Raw genomic sequence first — 24,969 nt, forward strand, 5'->3', positions numbered from 1 at the left:
CGCCCCGCGGTGCTAGCGGAGAGGCGCCGCCCGAGCGGCCCCCTCAGACCCCGCCGCCGAAGTCGAGTGCGTTGATCCGGTGGAGGAGACCGGCGAACCGCTCGACGTCGTCGAGCTCCCAGCGGCGCAGCTCCTCGTGCATCAGCGCCTGGTTCGAGCTGCGGATCTCGACGAGCCGCGCGGCCGTCTCCTCTCCCACCGCCAGGATCGTGACGCGACCGTCGCCCGGGTCGGGTGCCCGCTCGAGGAAGCCGAACCGGTCGAGCGCCGTGATCTGACGGCTGAGCGAGGACTTGTCCGTCTCGAGCAGCTCGGCGAGCGCTCCGGAGGAGAGCGGTCCGCGCCGCTCGAGGGTCGACAGGATCTTGTAGCCGAGCGGGGTCAGATCGGGGTGCAGCTGCTCGGCGTAGGAGCGCATCGCCGCCCTCACGCGGTTGAGGAGCGTGCTCAGCTCGCCCTCGACCGAGGCGATGGCGGCGTCGGTGCCGGGCGGGGAGGGCGGTGGCGTCATGACTCCAGGATCCTCCAGGCGGTCCCCGACTCCGACTTGCGCCGCACCCCGTGCACGTCGTACGCTCTCCGAAGCCAAAGACCGCCGGTTTCCGGTGTGCGCGCGAGCAGGGCCCAGGCCCCGCGAGATCGCCACCGGACGAAGGATTCGCAGAGCGAATGGCCCGCGCAGGTGTGCAAGAGACTCAGTACCGCGATTCATCGCGATTCCCGAAGCTCCCGCGCTCCTGCGCCGGAGCTTTTTTCTTTGCCTGCTTTCGGGCTACCGGCACGAGAATTCACAGGAGTAACCATGGCGAACAAGGAAGCCTCGGTCGCCGAGCTCACGGACAAGTTCCAGAGCTCGACCGCCGTTCTGCTGACCGAGTACCGCGGTCTCACTGTTGCTCAGCTCAAGACGCTGCGCAAGGACATCAGTGAGCACGCGACTTACGCCGTGGTGAAGAACACGCTGACCAAGATCGCGGCGAACAACGCCGGGATCTCGTCATTCGACGACGAGCTCGCCGGCCCCTCGGCCATCGCGTTCGTGCACGGCGACCCCGTCGCCGTGGCCAAGTCGCTGCGTGCCTTCGCCAAGGCAAACCCTCTGCTCGTGGTCAAGGGCGGTTACTTCGACGGTAACCCGCTGACCGCAGAAGAGGTGGGCAAGCTCGCCGACCTCGAGTCCCGCGAAGTTCTGCTCGGCAAGCTCGCCGGCGCCTTCAAGGCCTCGCTGTTCGGTGCCGCATATCTGTTCCAGGCGCCGCTGTCCAAGGCCGTTCGCACGGTCGAGGCGCTGCGCGAGAAGCAGGAGTCCGCGAGCTGATCCCTCCCTCACGGGAGACGGTGCGCACGCGGTTCGTAGACAAGAAAAACTAGGAGAAAAATCATGGCAAAGCTCACGCAGGACGAGCTCATCGAGGCTTTCAAGGAGCTCACGCTCATCGAGCTCTCTGAGTTCGTCAAGAAGTTCGAAGAGGTCTTCGAGGTCACCGCCGCCGCGCCCGTCGCGGCTGCTGGCGCTGCCGGACCGGCCGCCCCCGTCGAAGAGGTCGAGGAGCAGACCGAGTTCGACGTCGTGCTCGAGGCCGCCGGCGAGAAGAAGATCCAGGTCATCAAGGAGGTCCGCGCGCTCACCAGCCTCGGCCTCGGCGAGGCGAAGGCCGTCGTCGACGGCGCCCCCAAGGCTGTCCTCGAGGCCGTCAACAAGGAGACCGCCGAGAAGGCCAAGGCCCAGCTCGAGGCCGCCGGCGCGACCGTCACCGTCAAGTAAGCAGTTCCACCCCGGCTCCGGCCGGATGCAGGGCGTCGTCTCCTCGGAGGCGGCGCCCTTCGCCGTTCCCGGGCGGGCTCTAGGATCGGAGGCGTGACTGCTCCCGATCCGCTCGCCGGCCTCCCGGCCCGCGATGTCCCGCCCAGCGAGGTCTCGCTCAGCGAGCTGCTGAGCGACTTCGTCTCGGTGACGCACCGGATCACGCGGCTCGCCGCGCAGGCGACCGACAACCAGGAGTCGCAGGCCGTGTGGCGCACTCTCTCGGTGCTGCTGTCGATGGGCCCGATGCGCCTCGGCGAGCTGGCCGTCCAGAGCCGGGTGTCGCAGCCCACGATGACCAAGATCGTGAAGAACCTCGTCGAAGCGGGCTGGCTCGATCGCATCGCCGACCCGGTCGACGCCCGCGCCTGGCAGATCCGCCTCGCCGACGCCGGAGCGGACGCGCTCGCGGCCTGGCGCTCGCAGCTCGGCGACGCGCTCACCCCGATCTTCGACGACCTGACGCCCGAGGACCGCCGCGTCCTCGAGCGCGCCGTCGAGATCATGCACGAGCGCCTCGTGGTGGCCCCCCGCGCCTGAGGGGTGCGCTCAGTCCTCCGGCCAGCGCACGCGCGCCTCGACATCGGGGTGCTTGCGGAGCCACGCCGCGATGAACGGGCAGCGGGGCACGACCGTGAGTCCCGCCTCCGTCACGGCGAGCACGGCCGCGCGGGCGAGGACGCCGCCGAGGCCGTGCCCCTCCCAGCCGTCGTCGATGACGGTGTGGGTCAGGACCACGTCGTCGCCGCGGCGCACGTAGGCGGCGAAGCCCGCGGGCTCACCGCCGACGGAGATCTCGAAGCGCGACCGCTCCCGGTCGTCGCGGACGGTGGGCATCTCGGTATCGGTCATGCTCCGATTCTGACGCTCCTGGGCGCCGAGGTGCTCGTCCTGATGACGAGCGAGGCCGGGATGGTGGTGTGACGCGCCGGGGGAGGGGTCTCGCCGCGCGCGGTCGCCGCGAGCGCCTCGAGGAGGAGCCGCACGGCCAGCTCGCCCTGCTGGCGCGGGTCCTGCCGGATCGAGGTCAGTCCGAACAGCTCGGCGAGGGGGTGGTCGTCGATCCCGATGACCGACACGTCCTCGGGCACCGAGAGGCCGAGCTCGCGCGCCGCGAGGATGATGCCGATGCCGATCTCGTCCGAGGCGGCGAAGATCGCCGTCGGCCGCGTCCTCGGGTCGCCGAGCACCTGCCGGCCCGCCCGGTGGCCGCCGGGGATGTCGAACCGGGTCGGCACGAAGGAGGCGGGGTCGAAGGGGAGCCCGGCCGCCTCCACCGCCTCGCGGAACCCGTCACGGCGCTTGGTGTGGACGTGGAAGTCCATCTCCTCCTCGGCCAGGCCGCCGATGTGGACGAGGCGCTCGTGCCCCAGCGAGAGGAGGTGCTCGGTCGCGAGGCGCGCGGCGGCCACGTCGTCGATGCTGAAGGTGGGGATGCCCGGGAGCTCGCCGCCGATGCCGACCACCGGCTTGCCCAGCGCGAGGAGCGCCTCCGTCTCGTCGGGTGAGATCTCGAGGGTGACCGCGACGATCGCGTCGACGCGCTTGCGGACGAGGTAGTACTCGAAGACGCTGCGCCGCGCATCGAGGTGCTTGTCCATGTTGTAGAGGAGAAGGTCGTAGCCGGCGGCGAGCAGGGCGTGCTCGATCCCCTCGATGATCCCGCCGAAGAACCACTGGTTGATGACGGGGATGACGACGGCGATGTTGTTGCTGCGTCCGGTCACCAGGCTCGAGGCGTTGGCCGAGACGACGTAGCCGAGGCTCGCCGCCGCACCCTCGACCCGCTGCTTCGTGCTCGCCGAGACGTAGCCGCGACCGCTGAGGGCCCTCGAGACGGTCGCCTTCGAGACTCCGGCGAGTTCGACGACCTCTTCGATGCCCGGCACGGCGTTCCTCCCGACCGTCCGGCGTCGATGCTGGAAACGGTTCCAGGAATGTATACCCCGTAGGCAGGAGGGCTGCCAGCGCGAGATCGATCTCGGGCCCCCCTTTCGGCCTGAGAACGCCGGTTTGACGCCGAATCGTTATCTCAGAGAGCGCTCTATCGTGGCCGTTGTGATTTCATCGAACCTGTGGAAAGGTTTCCCTCCGTGGGATCCCGCCCACAGCAACCCGGTGATCCGCTCGGAGTTCCTCCTGGCATCGCCATCAGCACCATCCGAGTCGTCGCGACATCCGCTTCGAGCCGCCACAGCCCGCCGGTCCCCGGCCGGGTGCGGCACGCGCCGCTCGTCCCGGATCGACGCTGGACCACCACTCAATGAGGAGGAAGTATGCGGTCATCCCTGCACCGCCGTATCACCGTCCCGGTCGCCGTCCTGGCGGCCGCCGGAATCGCGCTCTCTGGCTGCTCGAGCAGCAGTGACCCCAACGACCCCAACGCCGGCGGCGGCTCCGCCGGGACCGTCGGCACCGCCGACGGCGTCGTCAACGTCTACGGCACCATCAACGGTGACGAGGCGACCCTCCTCGAGCAGTCCTGGGCGGACTGGGAGGAGGAGTCGGGCATCGACATCAAGTACACCGGCGACAAGGAGTTCGAGAAGCAGATCGGCATCAAGGTCCAGGGTGGAGACACCCCCGACCTCGCGATCTTCCCGCAGCCCGGTCTGCTCGCCGACACCGTCGCCTCCGGCAAGGTGCAGGAGCTGCCCGAGGGCGCCCTCGCGAACGTCCAGGAGAACTGGTCCGAGGACTGGCAGAAGTACGGCCAGGTCGACGGCACGCAGTACGGCGCGCCGCTGATGGCGAGCGTCAAGGGCTACATCTGGTACTCGCCGGCGAAGTTCGCCGAGTGGGGCGTCTCGGTCCCCACGACCTGGGACGAGATGGAGGCGCTCGGCAAGACGATCGCCGAGAAGTCCGGCGGACCCTCCTGGTGCGCGGGCTTCAACTCCGGTGAGGCGTCCGGCTGGCCGGGCACCGACTGGATCGAGGACGCCGTCCTCCGCGAGGCCGGCCCCGACGTCTACGACTCCTGGGTCGCCGGTGACACCCCGTTCACCGACCCCGAGATCAAGGCGGCATTCGACTCCGTCGGCTCGATCCTGCTCGACCCGACCCTGGTCAACGCCGGCTACGGCGACGTCTCGTCGATCAACTCCACCGCCTTCGGCGACGTCGCGCAGAACATCGCCAACGGCTCCTGCGCACTGACCCACCAGGCGTCCTTCTTCGAGGGCTTCCTGATCTCGGCCGGCGCCACGGTGGCCGAGGACGGCGATGTGTGGGCCTTCCTCACCCCGCCGACCAACGCCGACGACCCCCAGGCCGTCACCGGTGGTGGCGAGATGGTCGCTGCGTTCTCGAACGACGAGGACACCGCGAAGGTCCAGGAGTACCTCGCCAGCGCTGACTGGGCGAACAGCCGCGTCTCGCTCGGCGGAGTCATCTCGGCCAACAAGGGTCTCGACGCCGCGAACGCCGGCAGCGACATCCTGAAGGACTCGATCGGCATCCTGCAGAGCGAGGACACCACGTTCCGCTTCGACGGCTCGGACCTCATGCCGAAGTCCGTGGGTGCCGACAGCTTCTGGAAGGGCATGGTCGACTGGATCGACGGCTCGAGCACCGACCAGGTCCTCGAGGAGATCCAGGCCGGGTACACCTCCTAGCGGTCACGAGGACGAGGGCCGCCGCTCCCTGGGCGGCGGCCCTCGTCCTCGCTAGGCTTCAGCTGAGTTCAGAGTCGCACTCGAAAGGGCGTCCATGTCCGCATTCTTCCAGTGGCTGGCGAGCATCCCCCCGCTCGCGCAGATCCCGCTCATCCTGATCGCCTTCGCGGCGGTCGTGGCGATCATCCTCTTCTTCGTCGAGGTCGCACCGCGTCGCGGCACGGGCTACACGATCCTCCGCCTCGCCGTCTCGGTCGTGGTCCCGGTCGCCCTGCTCCTCGCCTTCGGCCTGTACAACTCCGTCATGTGGGTCGCGGTCGTCGCGGCCGTCCTCGGCGGCATCCTCTTCCTCCTCGACTTCCGGTCCCGCAAAGGCGCGGGCTACGCACTGCAGCTGATCGCGTTCATGGCGCCGGCCGCGTTCTTCATCCTCATCGGCCTGATCTACCCGACGATCACGACCGCGCTGAACGCGTTCATGAAGAACGACGGCTCGGGCTTCGCGGGCCTGGACAACTTCATCTGGGTCTTCACGAGCCCCGACGGCGTCACCGCGTTCCTCAACACCGTCGTCTGGGTGCTGCTGGCCCCCATCACGGCGACCGCGATCGGCCTCGCCTACGCGGTCTTCATCGACAAGAGCCGCGGCGAGAAGTTCTTCAAGCTCCTGGTCTTCATGCCGATGGCGATCTCGTTCGTCGGCGCGTCGATCATCTTCAAGTTCTTCTACGACGTGCGCCAGGGCGAGCAGATCGGTGTCCTCAACGGCATCCTCACCGCGTTCGGCGGCACCCCGGTCGACTGGCTGGGCCTCGAGCCGTGGAACACGCTGTTCCTCGTGGTCGTGCTCATCTGGACGCAGGCCGGCTTCGCCATGACGGTCCTCTCCGCGGCGCTCAAGGGCGTCCCGGCGGAGCAGCTGGAGGCGGCGTCGCTCGACGGCACCAACGCCTGGCAGTCGTTCTGGAACGTCCAGGTGCCCGGCATCCGCTCCTCGATCGTGGTCGTGCTGACCACGATCTCGATCGCGTCGCTGAAGGTCTTCGACATCGTCTCGGCGATGACCGGCGGCCGCTCCGACACCACGGTCCTCGCGTTCGAGATGGTCCGCCAGTTCCAGCTCGGCGCCCGCAGCGGCTACAGCGCGGCCCTCGCGGTCATCCTGTTCCTGCTGGTCCTGCCGATCGTCGTCTACAACGCCCGCCAGCTCGCCAAGCAGAGGGAGATCCGATGAGCGTCACGCCCACTCCGATCCAGGTTCCGGTCGACCGCACCACCGAACGGCGCCTCCTGCGCGGGGAGTCCCGGATCGAGGCCGCCAGCGGCAAGGTCAAGAAGGCCACCACCTCGCGCGGAGCGACGATCGCGGCGCTGATCATCGCGGTCATCTGGACCATCCCGACGCTCGGCCTGTTCATCTCGTCGTTCCGGCCGGCCAACGACATCAAGACCACCGGCTGGTGGACGGTCTTCGCGAACCCCGGGTTCACGCTCGACAACTACGTCAACGCCCTCAACTCGGGCGACAGCCTGACGCTGGGCAAGGCGTTCGTGAACTCGCTCGTGATCACGCTGCCCGCGGCGCTGATCCCGATCACGATCGCGAGCCTCGCGGCGTACGCGTTCGCGTGGATCGACTTCAAGGGCCGCAACACGCTCTTCGTCCTGGTGTTCTCGCTCCAGATCGTGCCGATCCAGATGGCCCTCGTGCCGCTGCTGCAGCTGTTCTCGGACGGCCTGCGCATCGGCAACCTCTACATCCTCCCGGGGCTCGGAGTGAACGGGTTGGACGGCTCGTACGCGAAGGTGTGGATCGCGCACACGATCTTCGCGCTGCCGCTGGCGATCTTCATGCTCCACAACTTCATCTCGGAGATCCCGGGAGAGGTCATCGAGGCCGCCCGCGTCGACGGCGCCGGTCACGGGCAGATCTTCTTCCGGATCGTCCTGCCCCTCGCCGTCCCCGCGATCGCGTCGTTCGGCATCTTCCAGTTCCTCTGGGTCTGGAACGACCTGCTGGTGGCGACGGTGTTCACCTCGGGACAGGGGCTGCCGATCACCAAGGCCCTCCAGGACCTCTCGGGCTCCTACGGGCAGTCGTGGGAGCTGCTCACGGCGGGGGCGTTCATCTCGATCATCGTGCCGCTGATCGTGTTCTTCTCCCTCCAGCGGTTCTTCGTCCGCGGCCTGCTCGCGGGCGCGACGAAGGGCTGACGCTCCTCCGATCCGCTTCTCCGGCCCGGTGCTCCTGTCCTCAGGATCGCCGGGCCGGAGTCGTTCTGCGGGCGTGCTCGACAGCACATCTTCGCCGTGGGCGGAAGCCGACGGCGGTGTCGGCGGGCGGGGTTAGGGTCGAGCGATGAGCAGGATGGGTGACGTCGCGGCGGGCGGCGGGATGCGCGGCGGAGCGGTGCGCGGCAGGATCTCGAGCGGCGACCCCGACAGCCAGCGCCGCGCCAATGCCGACGCCCCGCGGATCGACGGACTGTTCGGCCGCATCGCCGAGCTGTTCCGCGACCACCGCGCCAAGCTGACCCTGACGGTCGCCCTCGTGCTGGTCGGCGCCGCGCTGACGGTGGTGCCGCCCCTCCTGACCCAGCTCGCCTTCGACCGGGGGCTGTTCCCGCCCGAGGGCGGACCGGACTTCCCCGTGCTGCTCGAGCTCGTCGGCATCATGGTGCTCGTCTGGGCGCTCTCGGCGATCCTGGGCGTCTGGCAGACCTACCTCACGGCGACCGTCGGCAACACGGTGATGGGGGAGCTGCGGATCCGGCTGTTCCGCCACCTGCAGGCGATGGAGCTCGGCTTCTTCACCCGCACCCGCACCGGAGTGATCCAGTCGCGCCTCGCGAACGACGTCGGCGGCGTGGCGAGCGTGCTGACGAACACGGTCTCGAGCGTCCTCGGCAACACGGTCACGGTGATCGCGGCCGTGGTGGCCATGCTGCTGCTCTCCTGGCAGATGACGATCGTCGCCCTGGTGCTGACCCCCGTGCTCGTGATCGCGCAGCGCCGCGTCGGCCAGGTGCGCGCGCGCATCGCCACGAAGACGCAGGAGTCGCTGTCCGAGATGACGGCGATCACGCAGGAGACGCTGAGCGTCTCGGGCATCCTCCTGGCCAAGAGCTTCGGCCGCCAGGAGTCGGAGGTGACGCGCTACGCCGACGAGAACGGCCGCCAGATCGACCTGCAGGTGCGCCAGCAGATGTCGGGCCAGTGGTTCTTCGCGATGGTGCAGATCTTCCTCTCGGTGATCCCGGTCATCGTCTACCTCGTCGCCGCGTGGCTCATCCTCGGAGGCACGACCGTCACCGCGGGCACCGTGGTCGCCTTCACCACCGTCCAGGCGCGGCTGATGTGGCCGCTGCTCGGGCTGATGCGCGTCGCGCTCGACCTGCAGACCGCCGGCGCCCTCTTCGCGCGCATCTTCGAGTACCTCGACCTGCGCCCGGCGATCGCCGACCGGGCGACCGCGCACGACGTCAGCGGCGAGCTGGGCCGGGTCGAGCTCGACGACGTCGTCTTCCGCTACCCCGACCAGACCGACGAGGCGCGCCCGACCCTCGATCACGTCTCCGTCTCGATCGCCCCGGGGCAGTTCGTCGCGTTCGTCGGCCCGTCGGGCGCGGGCAAGACGACCATCTCGTACCTGGTGCCGCGCCTCTACGACGTGACGGGCGGCTCCGTGCGGTTCGCCGGTTCCGACGTGCGCGAGCTGCGCCAGGCGTCGCTCGTGTCGCACATCGGGATCGTCAGCCAGGAGACCTACCTCTTCCACGCGTCGATCGCCGACAACCTGCGCTACGCGCGCCCCGATGCGACGCAGGAGGAGCTCGAGGCGGCGGCGCGCTCGGCCAACATCCACGACACGATCGCGTCGTTCCCGGACGGCTACGACACCCTGGTGGGCGAGCGCGGCTACCGCCTCTCGGGCGGCGAGAAGCAGAGGCTCGCGATCGCGCGGGTGCTGCTGAAGGATCCGGCGGTGCTCATCCTCGACGAGGCGACGAGCGCGCTCGACACCGTCTCGGAGCGGATCGTGCAGACCGCGCTCGACGACGCCTCCCGCGGACGCACGACGATCGCGATCGCGCACCGCCTGTCGACGGTGGTCTCGGCCGACGTGATCCACGTGGTCGACGGCGGCCGCATCGTCGAGTCGGGAACCCACGCCGAGCTGCAGCAGCGCGGCGGCCTCTACGCCTCGCTCTACGCGCAGCAGGTCGAGACGGCCGTCGGCGCCTGAGCCGGGCGGGCCGGCGGCGCGGTCAGACCGCCGGGCGGTCGGCGAGCATCTGCTCCATGAGCGAGATCTCGGCCTCCTGGGCCCTGACGACGGAGGTGGCGAAGTCGGTGGCGACCGTGTCGCGGCTGCGGGCGAGGAGCGCCTCCGCCATGTCGATCGCGCCGCGGTGGTGGGCGATCATCAGCTGGAGGAAGAGGCGGTCGAGATCGCGACCGGACGCCGCCGTGAGCTCGTCGATCTGGTCCTGGGTGGCGAGACCGGGCATGCTCGACGGCACGACTCCCTCCTCCGTCCCCATGCCCATCGAGGAGTGCTCGTCGGCGGCTCCCGCGAGGGTCGGGCGGCCCATCCACGTCATAGACGGCTCGGGGGAGGCCTGCGGGAGACCCCACGACGTCAGCCAGCCGAAGAGCTGGCCGGACTGCTGCTGCTGCGTGAGCAGGATGTCCTTCGAGACGGTGAGCACCTCGTCATCGGTGCTGCGCTCGTGCGCGATCAGGGCCAGCTGGGCGCCCTGCAGGTGGTGGACCTGCATGTCGCGCGCGAAGCCCGCCTCCGCGCTGGTGCTCGACGGAGTCGCGGCCCGCGAGAACGGGGCGAGGGCGCCGAGGACGTACCCGCCCGCCGCCCCGAGGAGCAGGGCCACCACGGCGACGGCCGCGACGAGGAGACGACCCCTGCTGCCCGCGGGCGTCATCACTGCTTGCCGGGGGCGTCGATGCCCCCGGTGCAGGGCGCGCCGGGCTCGGGAGCGGTGGACGCCTGCCAGAAGCGCTCGACGAACGCGTCGATCCGGGGGTCGTCGGGGGAGTCGATGGCGACCTGGGCGTCCCACGCGCTGAGGACGATCGGCGAGTCGAGACCCTCGTAGGGCGAGACGACGGCGTAGGTGTCGGGCATCGCCGCGATCAGCGCGTCGACCTCGCTCTGCGGGAGGGAGGGGTCGTAGGTCGCCCAGACGGCGCCGTGCTCGAGGTCGTGCACCGCGTTCTCGTTGGGGACGGGCTGGTCGTAGACGCCGCAGTTCATCCAGACGGAGTTGTGCGGGCCGCCGGCGGGCGGGGTCTGCGGGTAGTCGACGGCGCCGGCGACGTGGGTCGCGTCGTTCTCGAAGGTCTGCAGGCCGTCGATCTGGCGCGCCTCGACGATCTGCTGATTGCCGATCACGGTGACGGCGACGATGGCGCCGACGGCGATCACGGCGAGAGCGGAGAGCGACCAGATCCAGATCCGGCCGCTGCGCTTGCGCTTCTCCTGCTCGCGGCGGTAGGCCTCGAGCTTCTCCTGGCGGGCACGGTTCTTGGCGGACATCGTGTCTTTGGGCACGCGGCGTCTCTCGTTCTGGTCGCGGGATGGCGCGCCGGCAGCGGGCGCAGGCGCCTGAAAAGCGCTCTCAGAGGATAACGAGACAGGCTCCGGATCGGATCAACGCCGACGTCGGAGGGAGTCCTGCGTCAGGGGGCGAAGGTCAGCCAGAGGAGCAGGCCGTTCAGCACGATCAGGCAGGCGGCGGCGAGGGTGGCGCCGAGAGTGGTGAACCAGCGGTTGGCCTGGTCGCCCATCAGGCGGCGGTCGCGGGTGAGGATCACCAGCGGCACCAGGGCGAACGGGATGCCGAACGACAGCACGACCTGGCTGAGCACGAGCGCCCGCGTGGGGTCGAAGCCGATCGCCAGCACGAGCAGCGCCGGGATCAGCGTGACGAGGCGTCGCGCGACCAGCGGCACCCGCACGTGCAGCAGGCCGTGCATGATCTCGGCCCCGGCGTACGCGCCGACCGAGGTCGAGGCGAGACCGGAGGCGAGCAGGCCGACCGCGAAGAGCGTCGCGACGACCGGCCCGAGGGCGGCGCCGATCGCGGCGTGAGCGCCCTCGAGGCTGTCGGTGCCGTCGACTCCCGAGAGCGAGTGCGCGGCGAGGAGGAGGATCGCGAGGTTCACGGTGCCCGCGATCGCGAGCGCGACGGTGACGTCGATCCGCGTGGCGACGAGGATCCGGCGGCGCGCGCCGACGCCGTCGACGCGGCCGAAGCGGTCGCGGGCGAGTGCGGAGTGCGCGTAGATCGCGTGCGGCATGACGGTCGCGCCGAGGATCGACGCGGCGAGGAGCACCGACTCCGATCCCTCGAACCGCGGGACGAGGCCCGCGAGGGTCGAGCCGGCGTCGGGCGGATCGACGACCACGCCGACGGTGAAGCCGATGGCGATGAGGACCATGAGCAGCGTGATGACGCGCTCGAAGGGCTGCGCGCCTCCGCGGGTCTGCACGAGCAGGAGCGCGAGCGACACCGCCCCCGTCACCAGGCCGCCGACGGGGAGCGGCAGACCGAAGAGCAGGTTGAGCGCGATCGCGCCGCCGATCACCTCGGCGAGGTCGGTCGCCATCGCGACCGTCTCGGCCTGCAGCCAGTAGGCCCGCCGCCCCCAGCGGCCGCGGAGGCGCTCGCCGAGCAGCTCGGGCAGGCTGCGGCCGGTCATCAGGCCGAGCTTGGCCGAGAGGTACTGGATCAGCCACGCCATCAGGTTGCCGAGGACGACGACCCACACGAGCAGATAGCCGAAGCGGGCGCCCGCCGTCATATTGCTGGCGACGTTGCCCGGATCGAGGTAGGCGACTCCGGCGACCATGGCCGGGCCGAGCAGGCGCAGGAGGTGCGCATCGGCCGGACGCCGCGGCGGTGCGGCGATCGGAGAGGTCATTCGTGGTCCGTTCCGGTATCGGCGGCAGCGCTCGCGGACCCCCACGATAGGGCACTGCGGATCGCGGCGACAGCACCTGGCGGGACCCGGCCAGGGGCTCGGTCGGCGGTGGCCGGGGGCTCCCGTCATACGCTCCGAACCGGTTGGTACCCTGGCGTCATGACCCTCGATCGAGCCCTGCCAGCACGCCCCGAGACCGGGATGGCCTACGCCGAATCGGTGCTCGACCTGATCGGCGACACCCCGCTGGTGAAGCTCGGACCCACCGCCTCCGGAGTGCGGGCGACCGTCCTGGTCAAGGTCGAGTACCTCAACCCCGGCGGCTCGTCGAAGGACCGCATCGCGACGCGCATCATCGACGCGGCCGAGCGCGACGGGCTCTTGAAGCCCGGCGGCACGATCGTCGAGCCCACGAGCGGCAACACCGGCATCGGCCTGGCGCTCGTCGCCCAGCAGCGCGGCTACCGCTGCGTGTTCGTGCTGCCCGACAAGGTCGGCGAGGACAAGCGCAACGTGCTGACGGCCTACGGGGCCGAGATCGTCGTCACGCCGACGGCCGTCGCCCCGGAGGACCCCGACTCCTACTACTCCGTCTCGGACCGCCTCGCCCGCGAGATCCCCGGCGCGTTCAAGCCCAACCAGTACGCGAACCTCAACGGCCCGCTCAGCCACTACGAGACCACCGGGCCCGAGATCTGGCGCGACACCGCCGGGCGCCTCACCCACTTCGTCGCCGGCGTCGGCACGGGCGGCACGATCAGCGGAGTCGGCCGCTACCTCAAGGAGGTGTCCGACCGCCGGGTGCAGATCATCGGCGCCGACCCCGAGGGCTCGGTGTACTCGGGCGGCGGCGGACGGCCCTACCTCACCGAGGGCGTCGGCGAGGACTTCTGGCCCAGCGCCTACGACCCGAGCGTCGTCGACCGCATCATCGCGTCCAGCGATGCGGAGTCGTTCGCGATGACCCGGCGGCTCGCCCGCGAGGAGGGGCTGCTCGTCGGCGGCTCGAGCGGCCTGGCCGTCTCGGTCGCGCTCAAGGCGGCGGCCGACCTCGGCCCGGACGACGTGGTCGTGGTGCTGCTGCCCGACGGCGGGCGCGGCTACCTCGGCAAGATCTTCAACGACCGCTGGATGCGCTCCTACGGCTTCCTCGAGCGGCCCGAGGAGGGCACCGTCCGCGACGTCCTCCGCGCGCGCGCCGCGAATCCGCAGGTCGGCGAGCTGCCCGCGCTCGTGCACGCCCACCCGAGCGACACGGTGCGCGACGCCATCGAGATCATGACGAAGTACGGGGTCTCGCAGCTCCCCGTGCTCAGCGCCGAGCCGCCGGTGGTGATGGGCGAGGTCGTCGGAGCGGTCGACGAGCGCGAGCTGCTCGACCGCGTGTTCAGCGGGGCCGCGGCGATGACCGACCCGCTGGGCGCCTCCTCCGGCGACTCGCTGCCCCTGATCGGACTCGGCGAGAGCATCTCGTCGGCCCGCGCCGCGCTCACCGAGGTCAGCGCCCTGCTCGTCACCGACGAGGGCAAGCCGGTCGCCGTGATCACCCGGCAGGACCTGCTCTCGTACGCCACCGCCTGACCGGCGCCCCTCCTCCTCCCCACCCCGACCCGGAAAGCACGCAGCCATGCCCAAGAAGCAGCACTTCGACACCCGCGCCATCCACGCCGGTCAGGAGTTCGACCCGACGACCGGCGCCGTCGTCCCGCCCGTCTACATGACCTCGACGTTCGTCCAGGACGGCATCGGCGGGTTCCGCGGCGGCTACGAGTACGCCCGCTCGGCGAACCCGACCCGCGACTCGCTGCAGGAGCTGATCGCCTCGCTCGAGGGCGCCGACGTCGCCTACTCCTTCTCGTCCGGCCTCGCCGCCGAGGACACGCTGCTGCGCGCGGCGCTCGCCCCCGGCGACCACGTGGTGCTCGGCAACGACGCCTACGGCGGGAGCCACCGGCTGATCGACCGGGTGCACGGCGCGTGGGGCATCCGCAACACCGCCGTCGACATGTCGAACCTGCGCGAGGTGCAGCGGGCGATCGTCCCCGGCGAGACGAAGATGCTCTGGGTCGAGACGCCGTCGAACCCGCTGATGACCGTCAGCGACATCGCGGAGCTGGCCGACCTGGCCCACGCGCACGACCTGATCGTCGTCGTCGACAACACCTTCGCCTCCTCCGCTCTGCAGCAGCCGCTCGCGCTGGGTGCCGACGTCGTCGTGCACTCGACGACGAAGTACCTGGGCGGGCACTCGGACGTCGTGGGCGGCGCTCTCGCGCTGCGCTCGGGCCCGCTCGCCGAGAAGGTCGCGTTCCTGCAGTTCGCGGTCGGCGCGATCTCGGGCCCGATGGACGCGTGGCTCACCGTCCGCGGCATCAAGACCCTCGGGGTGCGCATGGAGCGGCACTCGAAGAACGCGCAGGCGGTCGCGGAGTTCCTCGTCGAGCACCCGGCCGTCACCGCCGTGCACTACCCGGGACTGCCCACGCACCCCGGCCACGAGCTGGCGAAGCGCCAGATGTCGGGCTTCGGCGGGATGATCTCCCTCGAGCTGGCGACGCCGCGCGCGGCGCGGAAGTTCGCGGAGTCGACGACGCTGTTCCAGCTCGCGGAGTCGCTCGGCGGGGTCGAGTCGCTGATCGGGTACCCGAGCGAGATGACGCACGCCTCGGTCAAGGGCACGCCGCTCGAGGTCTCGGAGTCGCTGGTGCGGCTGTCGGTCGGGCTCGAGGACGCGGACGACCTGATCGCGGACCTGGCGGCGGCGCTGCCGAAGAAGTAGCGGTCGGTCCGTGTCCCGATCCGGACGGGCGGTGGCAGTTCTTCGCGGGACGCGGTGATACTGCCACTGCCAGGATCGGGGCATGACCTCCTCCGCACGCCGCATCGTCGACCTCAGCCACACCGTCTCGGACGGCCTGGTGACCTACCCCGGGCTGCCCGCGCCGCGCATCCGCCCGCATCTCACGCGGGAGGCGTCGCGCGCCGCGTACGCGCCGGGCACCGAGTTCGCGATGGACGTGATCGAGATGCTCGGCAACACCGGCACGTACCTCGACAGCCCGTTCCACCGCTACGAGGGCGGGCGCGACCTCGCCGACCTCGAGCTCGAGACGCTCGTGGATCTTCCGGCGGTCGTCGTCGACAGGAGGGGGAGCGGCCGGGCGATCGAGGCGGAGGCGTTCGCGGGGCTCGACGTCCGCGGCTGGGCGGTGCTGCTCTCGACCGGCTGGGACGCGCACTTCGCCACCCCGGCCTACGCGCACGGCGCCCCGTACCTCACCGAGGAGGGGGCGGCGGCCCTCGTGGCCGCGGGTGCGGTGCTGGTCGGCATCGACTCGCTCAACATCGACGACACCGAGGGCCCCGGCGCGCGGCCGGCGCACAGCCGCCTGCTCGCGGCGGGCGTGCACGTGGTCGAGCACCTGACCGGGCTCGGGGCGCTGCCGCCCACCGGCGCGCGCTTCACCGCGGTCCCGCCGAAGGTGCGCGGCTTCGGGACCTTCCCCGTGCGGGCGTACGCGACGTTCGACGCCGCCTGACCGGCACGGGGCGCCCAGGGCGTCCTGACTATCCTGGATCGATGCATCCCGCCCTCGCCGCGCTCGGCCGACGACTCCGTCCCCGGACCAGGCTCGCCGCGCTCGGCCGCCGGGTGCGACCGAGGACGCGGATCCTCGCGGTCGCCGGGGGGCTCCGCGAGCGCCGGGCCGCGGCCGTCGCCGCCCGCCCGATCGATCACCCGCGCTCCCTCGCGTTCCGCCGCGAGCTGCTGGTGCTCGAGCTCGCCAACCGGTTCTCTCGCCGCCCGGTGACCGATCCGGGCGGCGAGGTCGTGGTCACCATGACGACGCACGGCGACCGCATCCACCGCGTGCACGTCGCCCTCGAGTCGATCGCGCGCGGCTCCGCCCGACCGGCCCGCCTGGCCCTCTGGCTCGACGACCCGGCGCTCGTCGCGGCGCTGCCCGCGAGCCTCGAGCGCCTCCGCCGGCGCGGCCTCGAGATCCACCTCGTCGAGGGCCACCGCGTGCACACCAAGTACTACCCGCACCTGCTCTCGGGTCGTGCCGGGGAGCGCGATCTCGTCACCTCCGACGACGACATCGTCTACCCGCGGCACTGGCTCCGCGGGCTGCTCGACGCCCGGGCGCGGTACCCGCGCGAGACGGTGCTGTGCTACCGCGCGCACCGGGTCGCGGTCGTCGACGGTGTCGTCGCGCCCTACACGAGCTGGCGCCCGGTCGAGGACACCCGCGCGGGGTTCGACGTCTTCGGCACCTCCGTCTCGGGCCAGCTGTTCCCGAGCGAGCTGATGGAGGCGGTGGCCGCGCACGGCGACGCGTTCCGCGAGGTCGCTCCGGACGCCGACGACATCTGGCTGCACGTGCGCGCGGTCGACGCGGGCTACCGGATCGCCCAGATCCAGCCGGAGGCGGAGCTGTTCCCGTTCGTGCCGCGCACCCAGCAGTCCGGGCTCTACCTCGTCAACTACTGGGACGGCGGCAACGACCGCCAGGCACGTGCGACCTACACCCCCGCCGTCACCGAGCGCATCGCCGCCGATGCCGGGCGCGGTGCCCTGTGACGGACCCGGAAGGACCGATGCGACTCCTGTTCCTCAGCAACCTCTACCCGCCGCAGGTGCTCGGCGGCTACGAGATGACCTGCGCCCGCGTCGCCGAGGCGATGGCGGCCCGGGGGCACGCCGTGCGCGTGCTGACCACGCCGACCTACCTGCCTCCGGAGGCCTCGCCGGTCGAGGTTCACCGGACGCTGGGACTGCGCACCTACTTCCCGCTGCCGCAGACCGGCGGCGAGATCGTGCAGCTGATGCACCACGAGAGCGCGGTGTCGCGGTTCGAGAACACCCGCATCCTGCTCGAGGAGCTGCGCGACTTCGCGCCGACCCACGTGGTCGCGTTCAACATCCTGGGGCTCGGCGGGCTCGCCCTGATCGACCTCCTGCGCACGGTCGACGCCGGCTGGATGTGGAACCTGGGCGACCGGATCCCGAACGCGCTCGTCGACGGGCTCCCCGAGCGCGTCCTGGAGGTCTACGGCGCCGACGCCGCCGATCACTTCGACCGCGGGGAGATCGTGGCGGTCAGCCGCTCCCTCGTCGACGCGATCGAGGCGGGCGGGCTCGAGCTGGGCGAGGTCGAGGTGATCGGCCGCGGCGTGAGCGTGCCGCCCGACTCCGGTGAGCCCCGCCGGTACCGCGAGGGCGGGATCACGCGCTTCACCTTCGCGGCGTCGCTCGGCGAGCACAAGGGCGTCGAGCTGGTGCTCGAGGCGGCGGCCCTGCTCGCGGAGGAGACCCGCGACTTCCGCGTCGACCTCTACGGCGACGGCGACGTCGACGGCTACCGGGCGCGCGCGTCGGAGGCGGGTCTCGACGGCCTTGTCGAGTTCCACGGTCCGACACCGCGCGAGCAGGTGCTGGCGGCGCACGGAGCGGCCGACGCGTTCCTCTTCCCGACCTGGGCGGGGGAGGCGTTCGGCGTCGCCCCGGTCGAGGCCGCGGCGGCGGGGTGCGTGCCGATCGTGACGGGATCGAGCGGAGTCGCCGAGTTCCTCATCGACGGCGTCGACTGCCTCAAGATCACCCGGTCGACGGCCTCGCTGCTCAAAGCGATGCGCGACGTCGTCTCGGGAGCCGTGGATCTCGAGGCCCTCGGCCGCCGCGGACGGGCGGCCGCCCGCGGACCGCTGTCGTTCGAGCGCTCGGTCGAGCTCCTCGAGCGCTCTCTCGAGCGCCGCAGCCGACCGGGGCTCGCCGAGCGCACCGGCGACACCGGCCTCGAGGCCGACATCATGGACAAGGATCGGCGGGCGATGGATCAGCTCCACCGCCGGCTCTCCGGACGGGACGACGACGATGACCAGTGACCACGACTACCGCGAGAACCCCGGCTCCGTGCCGACCCGCTTCGGCCGGGGCGGCGCGGCCCTGCGCGAGGCGGTCCACCGCCTGGTGGCCCCGTACTTCGAGCAGGCGCGACTGCGCACCGAGGAGGTGCGCGGCGAGACCGCGGCGCTGCGGGGCGAGATCACCGCGGTGCGGGAGGAGATCGCCGGGCTCCGGGCGGAGCTGGACGACGTCCGAGCGACGACGGGCGAGCTGCGCGACTCGGTCGCCTCGTGGCGCGCGTCGGCCGACGAGGTGCTGACCGCGACTCCGCCCCACCTCGCCGCCGTCGACGAGAGGGCCGAGCTGGCCGAGGAGCGCCTGCGCGGAGTCGAGCTCGAGCTGCGCGCGGTCACCCGCCGTCTCGCGGAGGCGCTGGAGCCGAGCGGGGCCTGACGGGGCCGGGCGGGCGGCGGGATCAGGCCGGCACGGCGAGCCGGGCCAGCAGCTCGGAGATGCGCCCCGCGCAGCCGCCGCAGCCGGTCCCCGCGCGGGTGGCGGCTCCGACGCACGCGACCGTGCCGGCGCCGGCCGCGATCGAGTCGGTGATGGCGGCGGCCGAGACGCCGTTGCACCAGCAGACGGTCGCCTCGGGGGCGAACGGGTCGCCGGTGGGCGCCGCCCCGGCGTCGGGTGCGTCGAGGCGGAGCAGGCTCGAGCGGTCGGCCGGCAGCTCGGAGCCGCGCTCGAACAGGAGCGTCAGCTCGGCGCCCGCGCGGGGCAGGCCGACCGAGACGAATCCGCGCAGCACGCCGCCGACCGTGACGAGCTTCGTGTAGCCACCGCGGGCGGGGTCGGCCCAGACGGTCACCTCCGCGTGCTCGGAGCAGCCCGTCGCGTGGGGAGCCGCATCCCACGGCTCGGCGGAGGCGTCGCCGCCGGCGACCAGGTCGACGCCCTCGGCCTTCAGCATCACGACCGCAGGGCGCGGCTCCGGTACGCGCTCGTCGGCCGGGCGGCCCTCCGCCTCCGCGCCGAGGCGCGCCGCGAGGCGGTCCGCCTGCTGCCAGCCCGGGCCGATGAGTCCGCTCGGGCCGCCGGGGACGCGGCCGTCGGGCAGAGCGGAGCCGGGCGCGGCGACGTGCGCGCAGTCGCCGATCGCGAAGACGGCGGGGTCGCTCCAGCTGCGCTGGTGCTCGTCGACGAGGATCCCGGTCGACACGGCGAGGTCGGCGCTCGCCGCGAGCTCGGTCCGGGCGCCGACACCGCACGAGAGCACGAGCAGGTCGCCCTCGATCTGCTTGCCGTCGGCGCAGAGCAGCGCCTGGAAGTGCGCGCGGCCGAGCTCGTCGTGGGCCAGCAGCACGCTCTCGGAGCGGGCGTGCGAGACCATCTCGACGCCGGCGGCGCGAGCGGCCGCGGCGAGCATCCGCCCGCCCCCGTGATCGAGGTTGCGGCCCATCGGGATGTCGCCGTGGTAGACGACCACCACCTCGGCGCCCTGCTCGGCGGCCGCGAGCGCGAACTCCACGCCGAGCACCCCCGCGCCCAGCACGACGATGCGCGACCCCGCCCGTACGGCCTCGCGGACGACGCGCGCATCGTCGAGGTCGCGCAGGGCGACGACGCGCTCCGGCAGCGGCCTCGCTCCGCGGTCGAGGGTCTCCGGTGAGTCCGCGCGGGCGCGGCGATCGCGGCGCGACCGCTCCATCCCGGCGAGGGTGGGCACATTGGCGCGCGCGCCGGTCGCGAAGACGAGGCGGTCGTAGGGGAGGCGCTCGCCGTCGTGCAGCCGCACGACGCGGCGCGCGCGGTCGAGGCCGACGGCGGCGGCGCCGAGCCGGAAGACGACCCCCGCCTTCTCTGCCGCGATCCGGTCGCCCAGGTCGAGGCGCTCGCGGGTGGCTCGGCCGACGGCGTACTCGGCCAGCAGCACGCGGTTGTACGCGTCGTCGCTCTCGGCGCCGACCACCGTCAGCGCGACCGCGCCGGAGCGGACGGTCGGCAGCAGCTCCTCGACGAAGCGGGACCCGACCGGGCCGTGGCCGAGGAGGAGGATCCGGAGAGGCTCAGGCATCGGTGGTCCCTTCCGCGCGGACCCAGACCCGCGTGCGCTTGAACTCGGGCATCGACGAGACCGGATCCACGACCGCCTCGGTCAGCAGGTTCGCGCACTGCTCGCCCGCGTAGTGGAACGGCAGGAACACGGTGTCGTGGCGGATGTCGGCCGTCACCGCGGCCCGCGCCCGCACGACTCCTCGGACGTTGCCGACCACGACCGGTGCGCCGTCGCTCACGCCGAGGCGCGAAGCGGTCGCCGGGTGGATCTCGAGGCGCGCCTCCGGGCGCGCGGCGTCGAGCTCGGCGACGCGGCGCGTCTGCGTGCCCGACTGGTACTGCTGCAGGTAGCGGCCGGTGATGAGCGTCAGCTCGTCGCCGCGGTCGGTGACGGGGGCGGAGCGCGCCGTCACGGCGACCAGCCTCGCGCGCCCGTCGGGGTGGCCGAAGCGCTCACCGAACAGGCGCGGCGTGCCGGTGCTGCCCGCGGGGTACGGCCAGTAGGCCTCGACTCCCGTGTCGAGCAGGGCGTGCGAGAGTCCGGAGTAGTCGGCCGGGCCGCCCTCCGACGCGCGGGCGAGCTCGTCGAAGACCTCGGCGGGCCTCGTCGACCACGTGCCCGGCGCCCCGAGGCGGCGGGCCAGCTCGCTCAGGATCCACAGCTCGCTGCGGACGCCCGCGGGCGGGTCGATCGCCCTCCGGCGGCGCAGGACGCGGCCCTCGAGCGAGGTCATCGTCCCCTCCTCCTCGGCCCACTGCGGCACGGGCAGCACGATGTCGGCCAGCGCGGCCGTCTCGGAGAGGAAGAAGTCGCACACGACGAGCGTGTCGAGCGCGCGGAGCCCCGCGCGCACCGCGTGGACGTCGGGCGCCGACACCACCACGTTCGAGCCGTGCACCAGCAGGCAGTGCACCGAGCGGCCGAGCTCGGCGAGCAGGGCCACGGCGGGCAGGCCGGCGCCCGGGAGGACCTCGGGATCGACGCCCCAGACGGCGGCGACGTGGCGGCGCGCCTCCGGATCGCGGATCGAGCGGTAGCCCGGCAGCTGATCGGCCTTCTGCCCGTGCTCGCGGCCGCCCTGGCCGTTGCCCTGGCCGGTGAGGGTCCCGTAGCCGGATCCCGGCCGGCCGACGAGCCCCAGGATCAGCGCGAGGTCGATCGCGGCCGTCGCCGTGTCGGTGCCGTCGACGTGCTGCTCGACCCCGCGCCCGGTGAGCACGTACACGCGCCCCTCGGCCAGCCGCCGCGCGGTGCTGCGCAGCAGCTCGGTCGGCACGCCGGTGACGGAGGAGGTCCGCTCCGGCCACCACGACGACACGCTGCGCCGCACCGCGTCGAACCCGGTCGTGCGAGCGGCGAGGTACGCGGTGTCGGCGAGCCCCTCGGCGAGCACCAGGTGGGTGAGCCCGAGCAGCAGCGCGAGGTCGGTGCCCGGGGCGGGCTGCAGGTGCGTCCCCGCGCCGTCCTCGGTGAGGCGGGCGGTGGCGGAGCGGCGCGGGTCGACGACCACGAGACCGCCGCGGGAGCGGGCACCGGCCAGATGCGCGAGGAACGGCGGCATCGTGGCGGCGACGTTCGAGCCGAGCAGGAGGATCGTGTCGGCGTCGTCGAGATCGGCGACCGGGAACGGCAGGCCGCGGTCGATGCCGAAGGCGCGGTTGCCGGCGGCGGCGGCCGACGACATGCAGAACCGGCCGTTGTAGTCGATCCGGGAGGTGCCGAGCGCGATCCGCGCGAACTTGCCCAGCTGGTAGGCCTTCTCGTTGGTGAGCCCGCCGCCGCCGAAGACGGCGACCGCATCGGCGCCGTGCCGCTCGCGCACGCCGCGCACCGCCTCCGCGACCGCGTCCAGCGCCTCGGCCCACGACACCTCGCGGAGCTCGCCGTCGGCAGCGCGCATCAGCGGGGCGCGGAGCCGCTGGCCGCTCGCCAGCAGCTCGGCGGCGGTCCAGCCCTTGGCGCAGAGCCCGCCCCGGTTGGTGGGGAACTGCCTGCCCGCGATGGTCACGGGCGTCGCGCCGTCGGCGGGCGTCAGCGTCATCGCGCACTGCAGGGCGCAGTACGGGCAGTGCGAGTCGGTCGGGGCGGGCGCGGGCGTCATCGTCAGATCCGGGTCCCCGTCTTCGCGGACAGCCGGAGGTAGACGCCCGCCGTGAGGGCGAGCATCACCGCGTAGGCGCAGACGAACCAGCCCAGCGCCGTCGTGTAGTCGCCGAAGGTGGTCTTCGAGTAGCCCAGCAGCTGGGGGATCACGAAGCCGCCGTAGGCGCCGATCGCCGAGACGAGGCCGAGGGCCGCCGCGGAGGTGCGCTGGGCTCCGACTCCGTCGCCGCCCTTCTCGCGGGCCCGGAGCGCGAACACCGTGGGGATCATCCGGTAGGTCGCCCCGTTGCCGATGCCGGCCGCGGCGAAGAGCACGAGGAAGCCGAGCAGGAACAGCCAGAAGCTGCCCAGGGGCAGTGTCGCGATGACTCCGAGGATGCCCGCGCCCATGGCGACGAACGCCGCGATGGTCACGGGGGCGCCGCCGAAGCGGTCGGCCAGCCGGCCGCCGGAGGGCCGCGCGAGCGAGCCGACGAGCGCGCCGAGGAACGCCAGCGTCAGCGTCGCCGAGCCGACCGCGAACGACGAGTACTCGGGGAAGGTGTCGGCGATGAGCTTCGGGAACACTCCGGCGAAGCCGATGAACGAGCCGAAGGTGCCGATGTAGAGCACGGCGAGCAGCCACAGGTGCGGCTCGCGCAGAGCGGCCAGGGAGGCGGCGACGTCGGCCTTGGCGGTGGAGAGGTTGTCCATCCGCTTGTACGCGCCGACCATTGCGACGACGATCAGCGGCACCCAGATCCAGCCCGCGAGCGGCAGATCGAGGGTCGCCGCCGCTCCGAGGGTGATCGCGATCGGCACGATCAGCTGCGCCACGGAGGCGCCGAGGTTGCCGCCGGCGGCGTTCAGGCCCAGCGCATAGCCCTTCTGGGCGTACGGGTAGAAGAAGGTGATGTTCGCCATCGAGCTGGCGAAGTTGCCGCCGCCGAAGCCGGCGAGCGCCGCGACGACCAGCATCACGCCGAAGGGGGTCTCGGGGTTCCCGACCGCCAGGGCCAGGCCGATGCTCGGGATGAGCAGGAGTCCCGCCGAGACGATCGTCCAGTTGCGCCCGCCGAACCGGGGGACCATGAAGGTGTACGGGATGCGGAGCGTCGCGCCGACGAGGCTCGGCATCGAGATCAGCCAGAAGATCTGCCCGGTGTCGAACGTGAAGCCCGCCGCGGGCAGCTGCACGACCACGACGGACCAGAGCTGCCAGACGACGAAGCCGAGGAACTCGGCGAAGATCGACCAGCGCAGGTTGCGGGCGGCGACCGAGCGGCCCTCCGCCTCCCACTGCGCCGGGTCCTCGGGGTTCCAGCCGTCGATCCAGCGGCCGGGCCGGCGGGTGAGGCCGGAGGCGGCGATCGGGGCGGGGGCGGTGGTCGGGGGTGCAGCGGTCATCGTGGTCCTCCGGGAGGTGGTCGGCGCGCGAGAGCGCCCGGGAAGGGGGGGGAGGTGCGGTGGTGCGGGAGCGGAGCGTTCAGGCGTTCCGGCCGAACAGCTCCGAGACGATGTCGACCAGCTCGCGCGCGGGCGGGTCGACGGCGGTGAGCAGGGGGGCCGAGGTCAGGTCGGCGCCGGCCGAGGCGGCGAGGCCGGCGAAGTAGCCCGGCGCGAGCAGATAGGTCGCGACGACGACGCGGGCGCCGGCGTGGGCGGCGCGCTCGGCGGCCACCACCTCCGGGACCCGCGGCTCGGCGGCCGAGATGAACGAGACGGCGACCTCGCGGCCGAGCTCGGCGGCGAGCAGGCGCCCCGTGGTCCAGCAGTCGTCGACCGCGTCGGCGTCGCTCGAGCCCGCGGCCGCGAGCACGACGCGGTCGCCGTCGGCGAGCCCCGCCTCGCGCAGACGCCGGGCGAGCACCCGGGCGAGCCGCGGGTCGGGGCCGAGGGCGCCCGACACGCGGACCGGCCGCTCGGCCTCCGTCGCGGCCTCGGCGAGATCGACGTGCACGTGGTAGCCGGCCGAGAGCAGGAGCGGGACGACGACGGCGGCGCGCCCAGGCTCGAGAGTGCCCAGTACCGCCGGAACGTCGGGCTGCTGCACGTCGACGAAGGAGTCGAGGACGTCGACCGCCGGGTTCGCCCGCCGCACGGCATCGACCAGGGCGGCCACCGCCCGGCGGCCGTCGTCGTCGGAGGTGCCGTGCGAGGCGGCGACGAGCGCGGTCCGCTGGGCCACCTCGATCACTCCGTCGACCTCGCGGACGCTCCAGGTCGCGAGGTGCAGGTGCTCCTTCGTGTAGCACCGGCCGGTCTCGAGGTCGAAGACGTCCTTGTGCAGCGGCGACGCGATCGTCGGCCGCTGCGCTCCGTCGACGCTGCGGGATCCGACGATGCCGCGCGAGAGCACGGCCGCTCCGGTCGCCGGGTCGAGGTTCGACACCGCGAAGACGCGGCCGTCGGGGAGGAGGAAGAGCGCGAGCTGCACGCCGCCGACCAGGGCGGCCTCGCCCCAGAGCGGCTCGAGCTCGAGCCGGTTGCAGACCGGCGCCCAGGTCGTGGCGGGTGCGTCGAGCACGGTCATCGTCGCGCCTCCTCGGCAGGGTCTCGTGGCCGCATCCGATCGGAGGCGGTGAGGCCACGCTAGAGAGGCCACGTTTCGCCG

General features: G+C 72.2%; 23 protein-coding genes. 13 read left to right on the forward strand and 10 right to left on the reverse strand.

The window, feature by feature from the left end:
* Window positions 1–43: 43 nt before the first annotated feature.
* On the reverse strand, window positions 44–511 hold the full coding sequence (locus GSU68_RS04540) for a MarR family transcriptional regulator (protein ID WP_159905899.1): 468 nt from the start codon (window positions 509–511) through the stop codon (window positions 44–46).
* Between the two features lie 291 nt (window positions 512–802).
* Here GSU68_RS04540 and rplJ point away from each other — a divergent pair, with 291 nt between their 5' ends.
* The 3 genes from rplJ (at window position 803) to GSU68_RS04555 (ending at window position 2,344) form a co-directional block, all read left to right on the forward strand.
* The gene (gene rplJ, locus GSU68_RS04545; RefSeq protein ID WP_159905900.1) at window positions 803–1,318 is read left to right on the forward strand and encodes a 50S ribosomal protein L10; all 516 of its coding nucleotides are present in this window, start codon (window positions 803–805) and stop codon (window positions 1,316–1,318) included.
* A 63-nt stretch (window positions 1,319–1,381) separates the two neighbouring features.
* Window positions 1,382–1,765, forward strand: a complete 384-nt coding sequence (gene rplL, locus GSU68_RS04550) for a 50S ribosomal protein L7/L12 (protein WP_056041673.1) — start codon at window positions 1,382–1,384, stop codon at window positions 1,763–1,765.
* Between the two features lie 93 nt (window positions 1,766–1,858).
* Window positions 1,859–2,344, forward strand: coding sequence for a MarR family transcriptional regulator (locus GSU68_RS04555; RefSeq protein WP_159905901.1), 486 nt, complete (start codon window positions 1,859–1,861; stop codon window positions 2,342–2,344).
* 9 nt (window positions 2,345–2,353) lie between these two features.
* Here GSU68_RS04555 and GSU68_RS04560 read toward each other — a convergent pair whose 3' ends face one another.
* Together GSU68_RS04560 and GSU68_RS04565 are read right to left on the reverse strand one after the other, a co-directional pair.
* Window positions 2,354–2,656, reverse strand: coding sequence for a GNAT family N-acetyltransferase (locus GSU68_RS04560; RefSeq protein ID WP_208544649.1), 303 nt, complete (start codon window positions 2,654–2,656; stop codon window positions 2,354–2,356).
* Complete coding sequence (locus GSU68_RS04565; RefSeq protein ID WP_159905902.1) at window positions 2,653–3,693, reverse strand: LacI family DNA-binding transcriptional regulator; 1,041 nt, start codon at window positions 3,691–3,693, stop codon at window positions 2,653–2,655. The genes GSU68_RS04560 and GSU68_RS04565 overlap by 4 nt, the downstream gene beginning before the upstream one ends.
* A 387-nt stretch (window positions 3,694–4,080) precedes the next feature.
* Between GSU68_RS04565 and GSU68_RS04570 the strand changes: the two genes are divergently transcribed.
* The 4 genes from GSU68_RS04570 to GSU68_RS04585 all read left to right on the forward strand — a co-directional run bounded on the left by GSU68_RS04570 (window position 4,081) and on the right by GSU68_RS04585 (window position 9,667).
* Window positions 4,081–5,421, forward strand: a complete 1,341-nt coding sequence (locus tag GSU68_RS04570; protein ID WP_159905903.1) for an ABC transporter substrate-binding protein — start codon at window positions 4,081–4,083, stop codon at window positions 5,419–5,421.
* Window positions 5,422–5,515: 94 nt separating this feature from the next.
* The gene (locus GSU68_RS04575) at window positions 5,516–6,655 is read left to right on the forward strand and encodes a sugar ABC transporter permease (RefSeq protein WP_159905904.1); all 1,140 of its coding nucleotides are present in this window, start codon (window positions 5,516–5,518) and stop codon (window positions 6,653–6,655) included.
* The gene (locus tag GSU68_RS04580) at window positions 6,652–7,635 is read left to right on the forward strand and encodes a carbohydrate ABC transporter permease (protein ID WP_159905905.1); all 984 of its coding nucleotides are present in this window, start codon (window positions 6,652–6,654) and stop codon (window positions 7,633–7,635) included. Before GSU68_RS04575 ends, GSU68_RS04580 begins: the two co-directional genes overlap by 4 nt.
* Before the next feature lie 154 nt (window positions 7,636–7,789).
* Complete coding sequence (locus tag GSU68_RS04585) at window positions 7,790–9,667, forward strand: ABC transporter ATP-binding protein (RefSeq protein ID WP_159910125.1); 1,878 nt, start codon at window positions 7,790–7,792, stop codon at window positions 9,665–9,667.
* 22 nt (window positions 9,668–9,689) lie between these two features.
* On the opposite strand, the gene GSU68_RS04590 is transcribed toward GSU68_RS04585, so the two are convergent.
* From GSU68_RS04590 to GSU68_RS04600, 3 genes are all read right to left on the reverse strand, one after another.
* Window positions 9,690–10,364: a DUF305 domain-containing protein gene (locus GSU68_RS04590; RefSeq protein ID WP_159905906.1), complete on the reverse strand. Its 675-nt coding sequence runs from the start codon at window positions 10,362–10,364 to the stop codon at window positions 9,690–9,692.
* Window positions 10,364–10,993 carry a DUF3105 domain-containing protein gene (locus GSU68_RS04595; protein WP_244259390.1) on the reverse strand — a complete coding sequence of 210 codons (630 nt, stop codon included), beginning with the start codon at window positions 10,991–10,993 and terminating at the stop codon, window positions 10,364–10,366. The genes GSU68_RS04590 and GSU68_RS04595 overlap by 1 nt, the downstream gene beginning before the upstream one ends.
* Window positions 10,994–11,121: 128 nt before the next feature.
* Complete coding sequence (locus tag GSU68_RS04600) at window positions 11,122–12,366, reverse strand: Nramp family divalent metal transporter (protein WP_159905907.1); 1,245 nt, start codon at window positions 12,364–12,366, stop codon at window positions 11,122–11,124.
* 201 nt (window positions 12,367–12,567) lie between these two features.
* Between GSU68_RS04600 and GSU68_RS04605 the strand changes: the two genes are divergently transcribed.
* The 6 genes from GSU68_RS04605 (at window position 12,568) to GSU68_RS04630 (ending at window position 18,670) form a co-directional block, all read left to right on the forward strand.
* Window positions 12,568–13,947 (forward strand): cystathionine beta-synthase, encoded by a 1,380-nt coding sequence (locus tag GSU68_RS04605; RefSeq protein WP_159910127.1) that lies wholly within the window; start codon window positions 12,568–12,570, stop codon window positions 13,945–13,947.
* 46 nt (window positions 13,948–13,993) lie between these two features.
* Window positions 13,994–15,145 (forward strand): cystathionine gamma-synthase, encoded by a 1,152-nt coding sequence (locus GSU68_RS04610; RefSeq protein ID WP_159905908.1) that lies wholly within the window; start codon window positions 13,994–13,996, stop codon window positions 15,143–15,145.
* A gap of 82 nt (window positions 15,146–15,227) precedes the next feature.
* Window positions 15,228–15,905 (forward strand): cyclase family protein, encoded by a 678-nt coding sequence (locus tag GSU68_RS04615; RefSeq protein ID WP_159905909.1) that lies wholly within the window; start codon window positions 15,228–15,230, stop codon window positions 15,903–15,905.
* Between the two features lie 41 nt (window positions 15,906–15,946).
* Window positions 15,947–16,951: a glycosyltransferase gene (locus GSU68_RS04620; protein ID WP_159905910.1), complete on the forward strand. Its 1,005-nt coding sequence runs from the start codon at window positions 15,947–15,949 to the stop codon at window positions 16,949–16,951.
* Window positions 16,952–16,968: 17 nt separating this feature from the next.
* Window positions 16,969–18,255, forward strand: coding sequence for a glycosyltransferase (locus GSU68_RS04625; protein WP_159905911.1), 1,287 nt, complete (start codon window positions 16,969–16,971; stop codon window positions 18,253–18,255).
* Window positions 18,245–18,670: a hypothetical protein gene (locus GSU68_RS04630; RefSeq protein ID WP_159905912.1), complete on the forward strand. Its 426-nt coding sequence runs from the start codon at window positions 18,245–18,247 to the stop codon at window positions 18,668–18,670. The genes GSU68_RS04625 and GSU68_RS04630 overlap by 11 nt, the downstream gene beginning before the upstream one ends.
* 22 nt (window positions 18,671–18,692) lie before the next feature.
* Here the strand turns inward: GSU68_RS04630 and GSU68_RS04635 are convergent, their stop codons facing one another.
* The 4 genes from GSU68_RS04635 to nirD form a co-directional block, all read right to left on the reverse strand.
* A complete protein-coding gene (locus GSU68_RS04635; protein ID WP_159905913.1) occupies window positions 18,693–20,291 on the reverse strand; it encodes an FAD-dependent oxidoreductase in 1,599 nt (532 codons plus the stop codon).
* Window positions 20,284–22,374, reverse strand: a complete 2,091-nt coding sequence (locus GSU68_RS04640; RefSeq protein ID WP_159905914.1) for a molybdopterin oxidoreductase family protein — start codon at window positions 22,372–22,374, stop codon at window positions 20,284–20,286. Before GSU68_RS04640 ends, GSU68_RS04635 begins: the two co-directional genes overlap by 8 nt.
* Before the next feature lie 2 nt (window positions 22,375–22,376).
* Window positions 22,377–23,762: an MFS transporter gene (locus GSU68_RS04645; RefSeq protein WP_159905915.1), complete on the reverse strand. Its 1,386-nt coding sequence runs from the start codon at window positions 23,760–23,762 to the stop codon at window positions 22,377–22,379.
* Window positions 23,763–23,841: 79 nt separating this feature from the next.
* Window positions 23,842–24,888, reverse strand: a complete 1,047-nt coding sequence (gene nirD, locus GSU68_RS04650) for a nitrite reductase small subunit NirD (RefSeq protein WP_159905916.1) — start codon at window positions 24,886–24,888, stop codon at window positions 23,842–23,844.
* Window positions 24,889–24,969: the final 81 nt, after the last annotated feature.

Source organism: Rathayibacter sp. VKM Ac-2759, assembly GCF_009834225.1.
GTDB lineage: Bacteria > Actinomycetota > Actinomycetes > Actinomycetales > Microbacteriaceae > Rathayibacter.

Excerpts from the sequence above, each read along its gene's own strand:
- GSU68_RS04540 (WP_159905899.1), bottom strand. The coding sequence starts at position 511 with ATGACGCCACCGCCCTCCCCGCCCGGCACCGACGCCGCCATCGCCTCG.
- rplJ (WP_159905900.1), top strand. The coding sequence starts at position 803 with ATGGCGAACAAGGAAGCCTCGGTCGCCGAGCTCACGGACAAGTTCCAG.
- rplL (WP_056041673.1), top strand. The coding sequence starts at position 1,382 with ATGGCAAAGCTCACGCAGGACGAGCTCATCGAGGCTTTCAAGGAGCTC.
- GSU68_RS04560 (WP_208544649.1), bottom strand. The coding sequence starts at position 2,656 with ATGACCGATACCGAGATGCCCACCGTCCGCGACGACCGGGAGCGGTCG.
- GSU68_RS04570 (WP_159905903.1), top strand. The coding sequence starts at position 4,081 with ATGCGGTCATCCCTGCACCGCCGTATCACCGTCCCGGTCGCCGTCCTG.
- GSU68_RS04575 (WP_159905904.1), top strand. The coding sequence starts at position 5,516 with ATGTCCGCATTCTTCCAGTGGCTGGCGAGCATCCCCCCGCTCGCGCAG.
- GSU68_RS04580 (WP_159905905.1), top strand. The coding sequence starts at position 6,652 with ATGAGCGTCACGCCCACTCCGATCCAGGTTCCGGTCGACCGCACCACC.
- GSU68_RS04585 (WP_159910125.1), top strand. The coding sequence starts at position 7,790 with ATGGGTGACGTCGCGGCGGGCGGCGGGATGCGCGGCGGAGCGGTGCGC.
- GSU68_RS04590 (WP_159905906.1), bottom strand. The coding sequence starts at position 10,364 with ATGACGCCCGCGGGCAGCAGGGGTCGTCTCCTCGTCGCGGCCGTCGCC.
- GSU68_RS04600 (WP_159905907.1), bottom strand. The coding sequence starts at position 12,366 with ATGACCTCTCCGATCGCCGCACCGCCGCGGCGTCCGGCCGATGCGCAC.
- GSU68_RS04605 (WP_159910127.1), top strand. The coding sequence starts at position 12,568 with ATGGCCTACGCCGAATCGGTGCTCGACCTGATCGGCGACACCCCGCTG.
- GSU68_RS04610 (WP_159905908.1), top strand. The coding sequence starts at position 13,994 with ATGCCCAAGAAGCAGCACTTCGACACCCGCGCCATCCACGCCGGTCAG.
- GSU68_RS04615 (WP_159905909.1), top strand. The coding sequence starts at position 15,228 with ATGACCTCCTCCGCACGCCGCATCGTCGACCTCAGCCACACCGTCTCG.
- GSU68_RS04620 (WP_159905910.1), top strand. The coding sequence starts at position 15,947 with ATGCATCCCGCCCTCGCCGCGCTCGGCCGACGACTCCGTCCCCGGACC.
- GSU68_RS04625 (WP_159905911.1), top strand. The coding sequence starts at position 16,969 with ATGCGACTCCTGTTCCTCAGCAACCTCTACCCGCCGCAGGTGCTCGGC.
- GSU68_RS04630 (WP_159905912.1), top strand. The coding sequence starts at position 18,245 with ATGACCAGTGACCACGACTACCGCGAGAACCCCGGCTCCGTGCCGACC.
- GSU68_RS04635 (WP_159905913.1), bottom strand. The coding sequence starts at position 20,291 with ATGCCTGAGCCTCTCCGGATCCTCCTCCTCGGCCACGGCCCGGTCGGG.
- GSU68_RS04640 (WP_159905914.1), bottom strand. The coding sequence starts at position 22,374 with ATGACGCCCGCGCCCGCCCCGACCGACTCGCACTGCCCGTACTGCGCC.
- GSU68_RS04645 (WP_159905915.1), bottom strand. The coding sequence starts at position 23,762 with ATGACCGCTGCACCCCCGACCACCGCCCCCGCCCCGATCGCCGCCTCC.
- nirD (WP_159905916.1), bottom strand. The coding sequence starts at position 24,888 with ATGACCGTGCTCGACGCACCCGCCACGACCTGGGCGCCGGTCTGCAAC.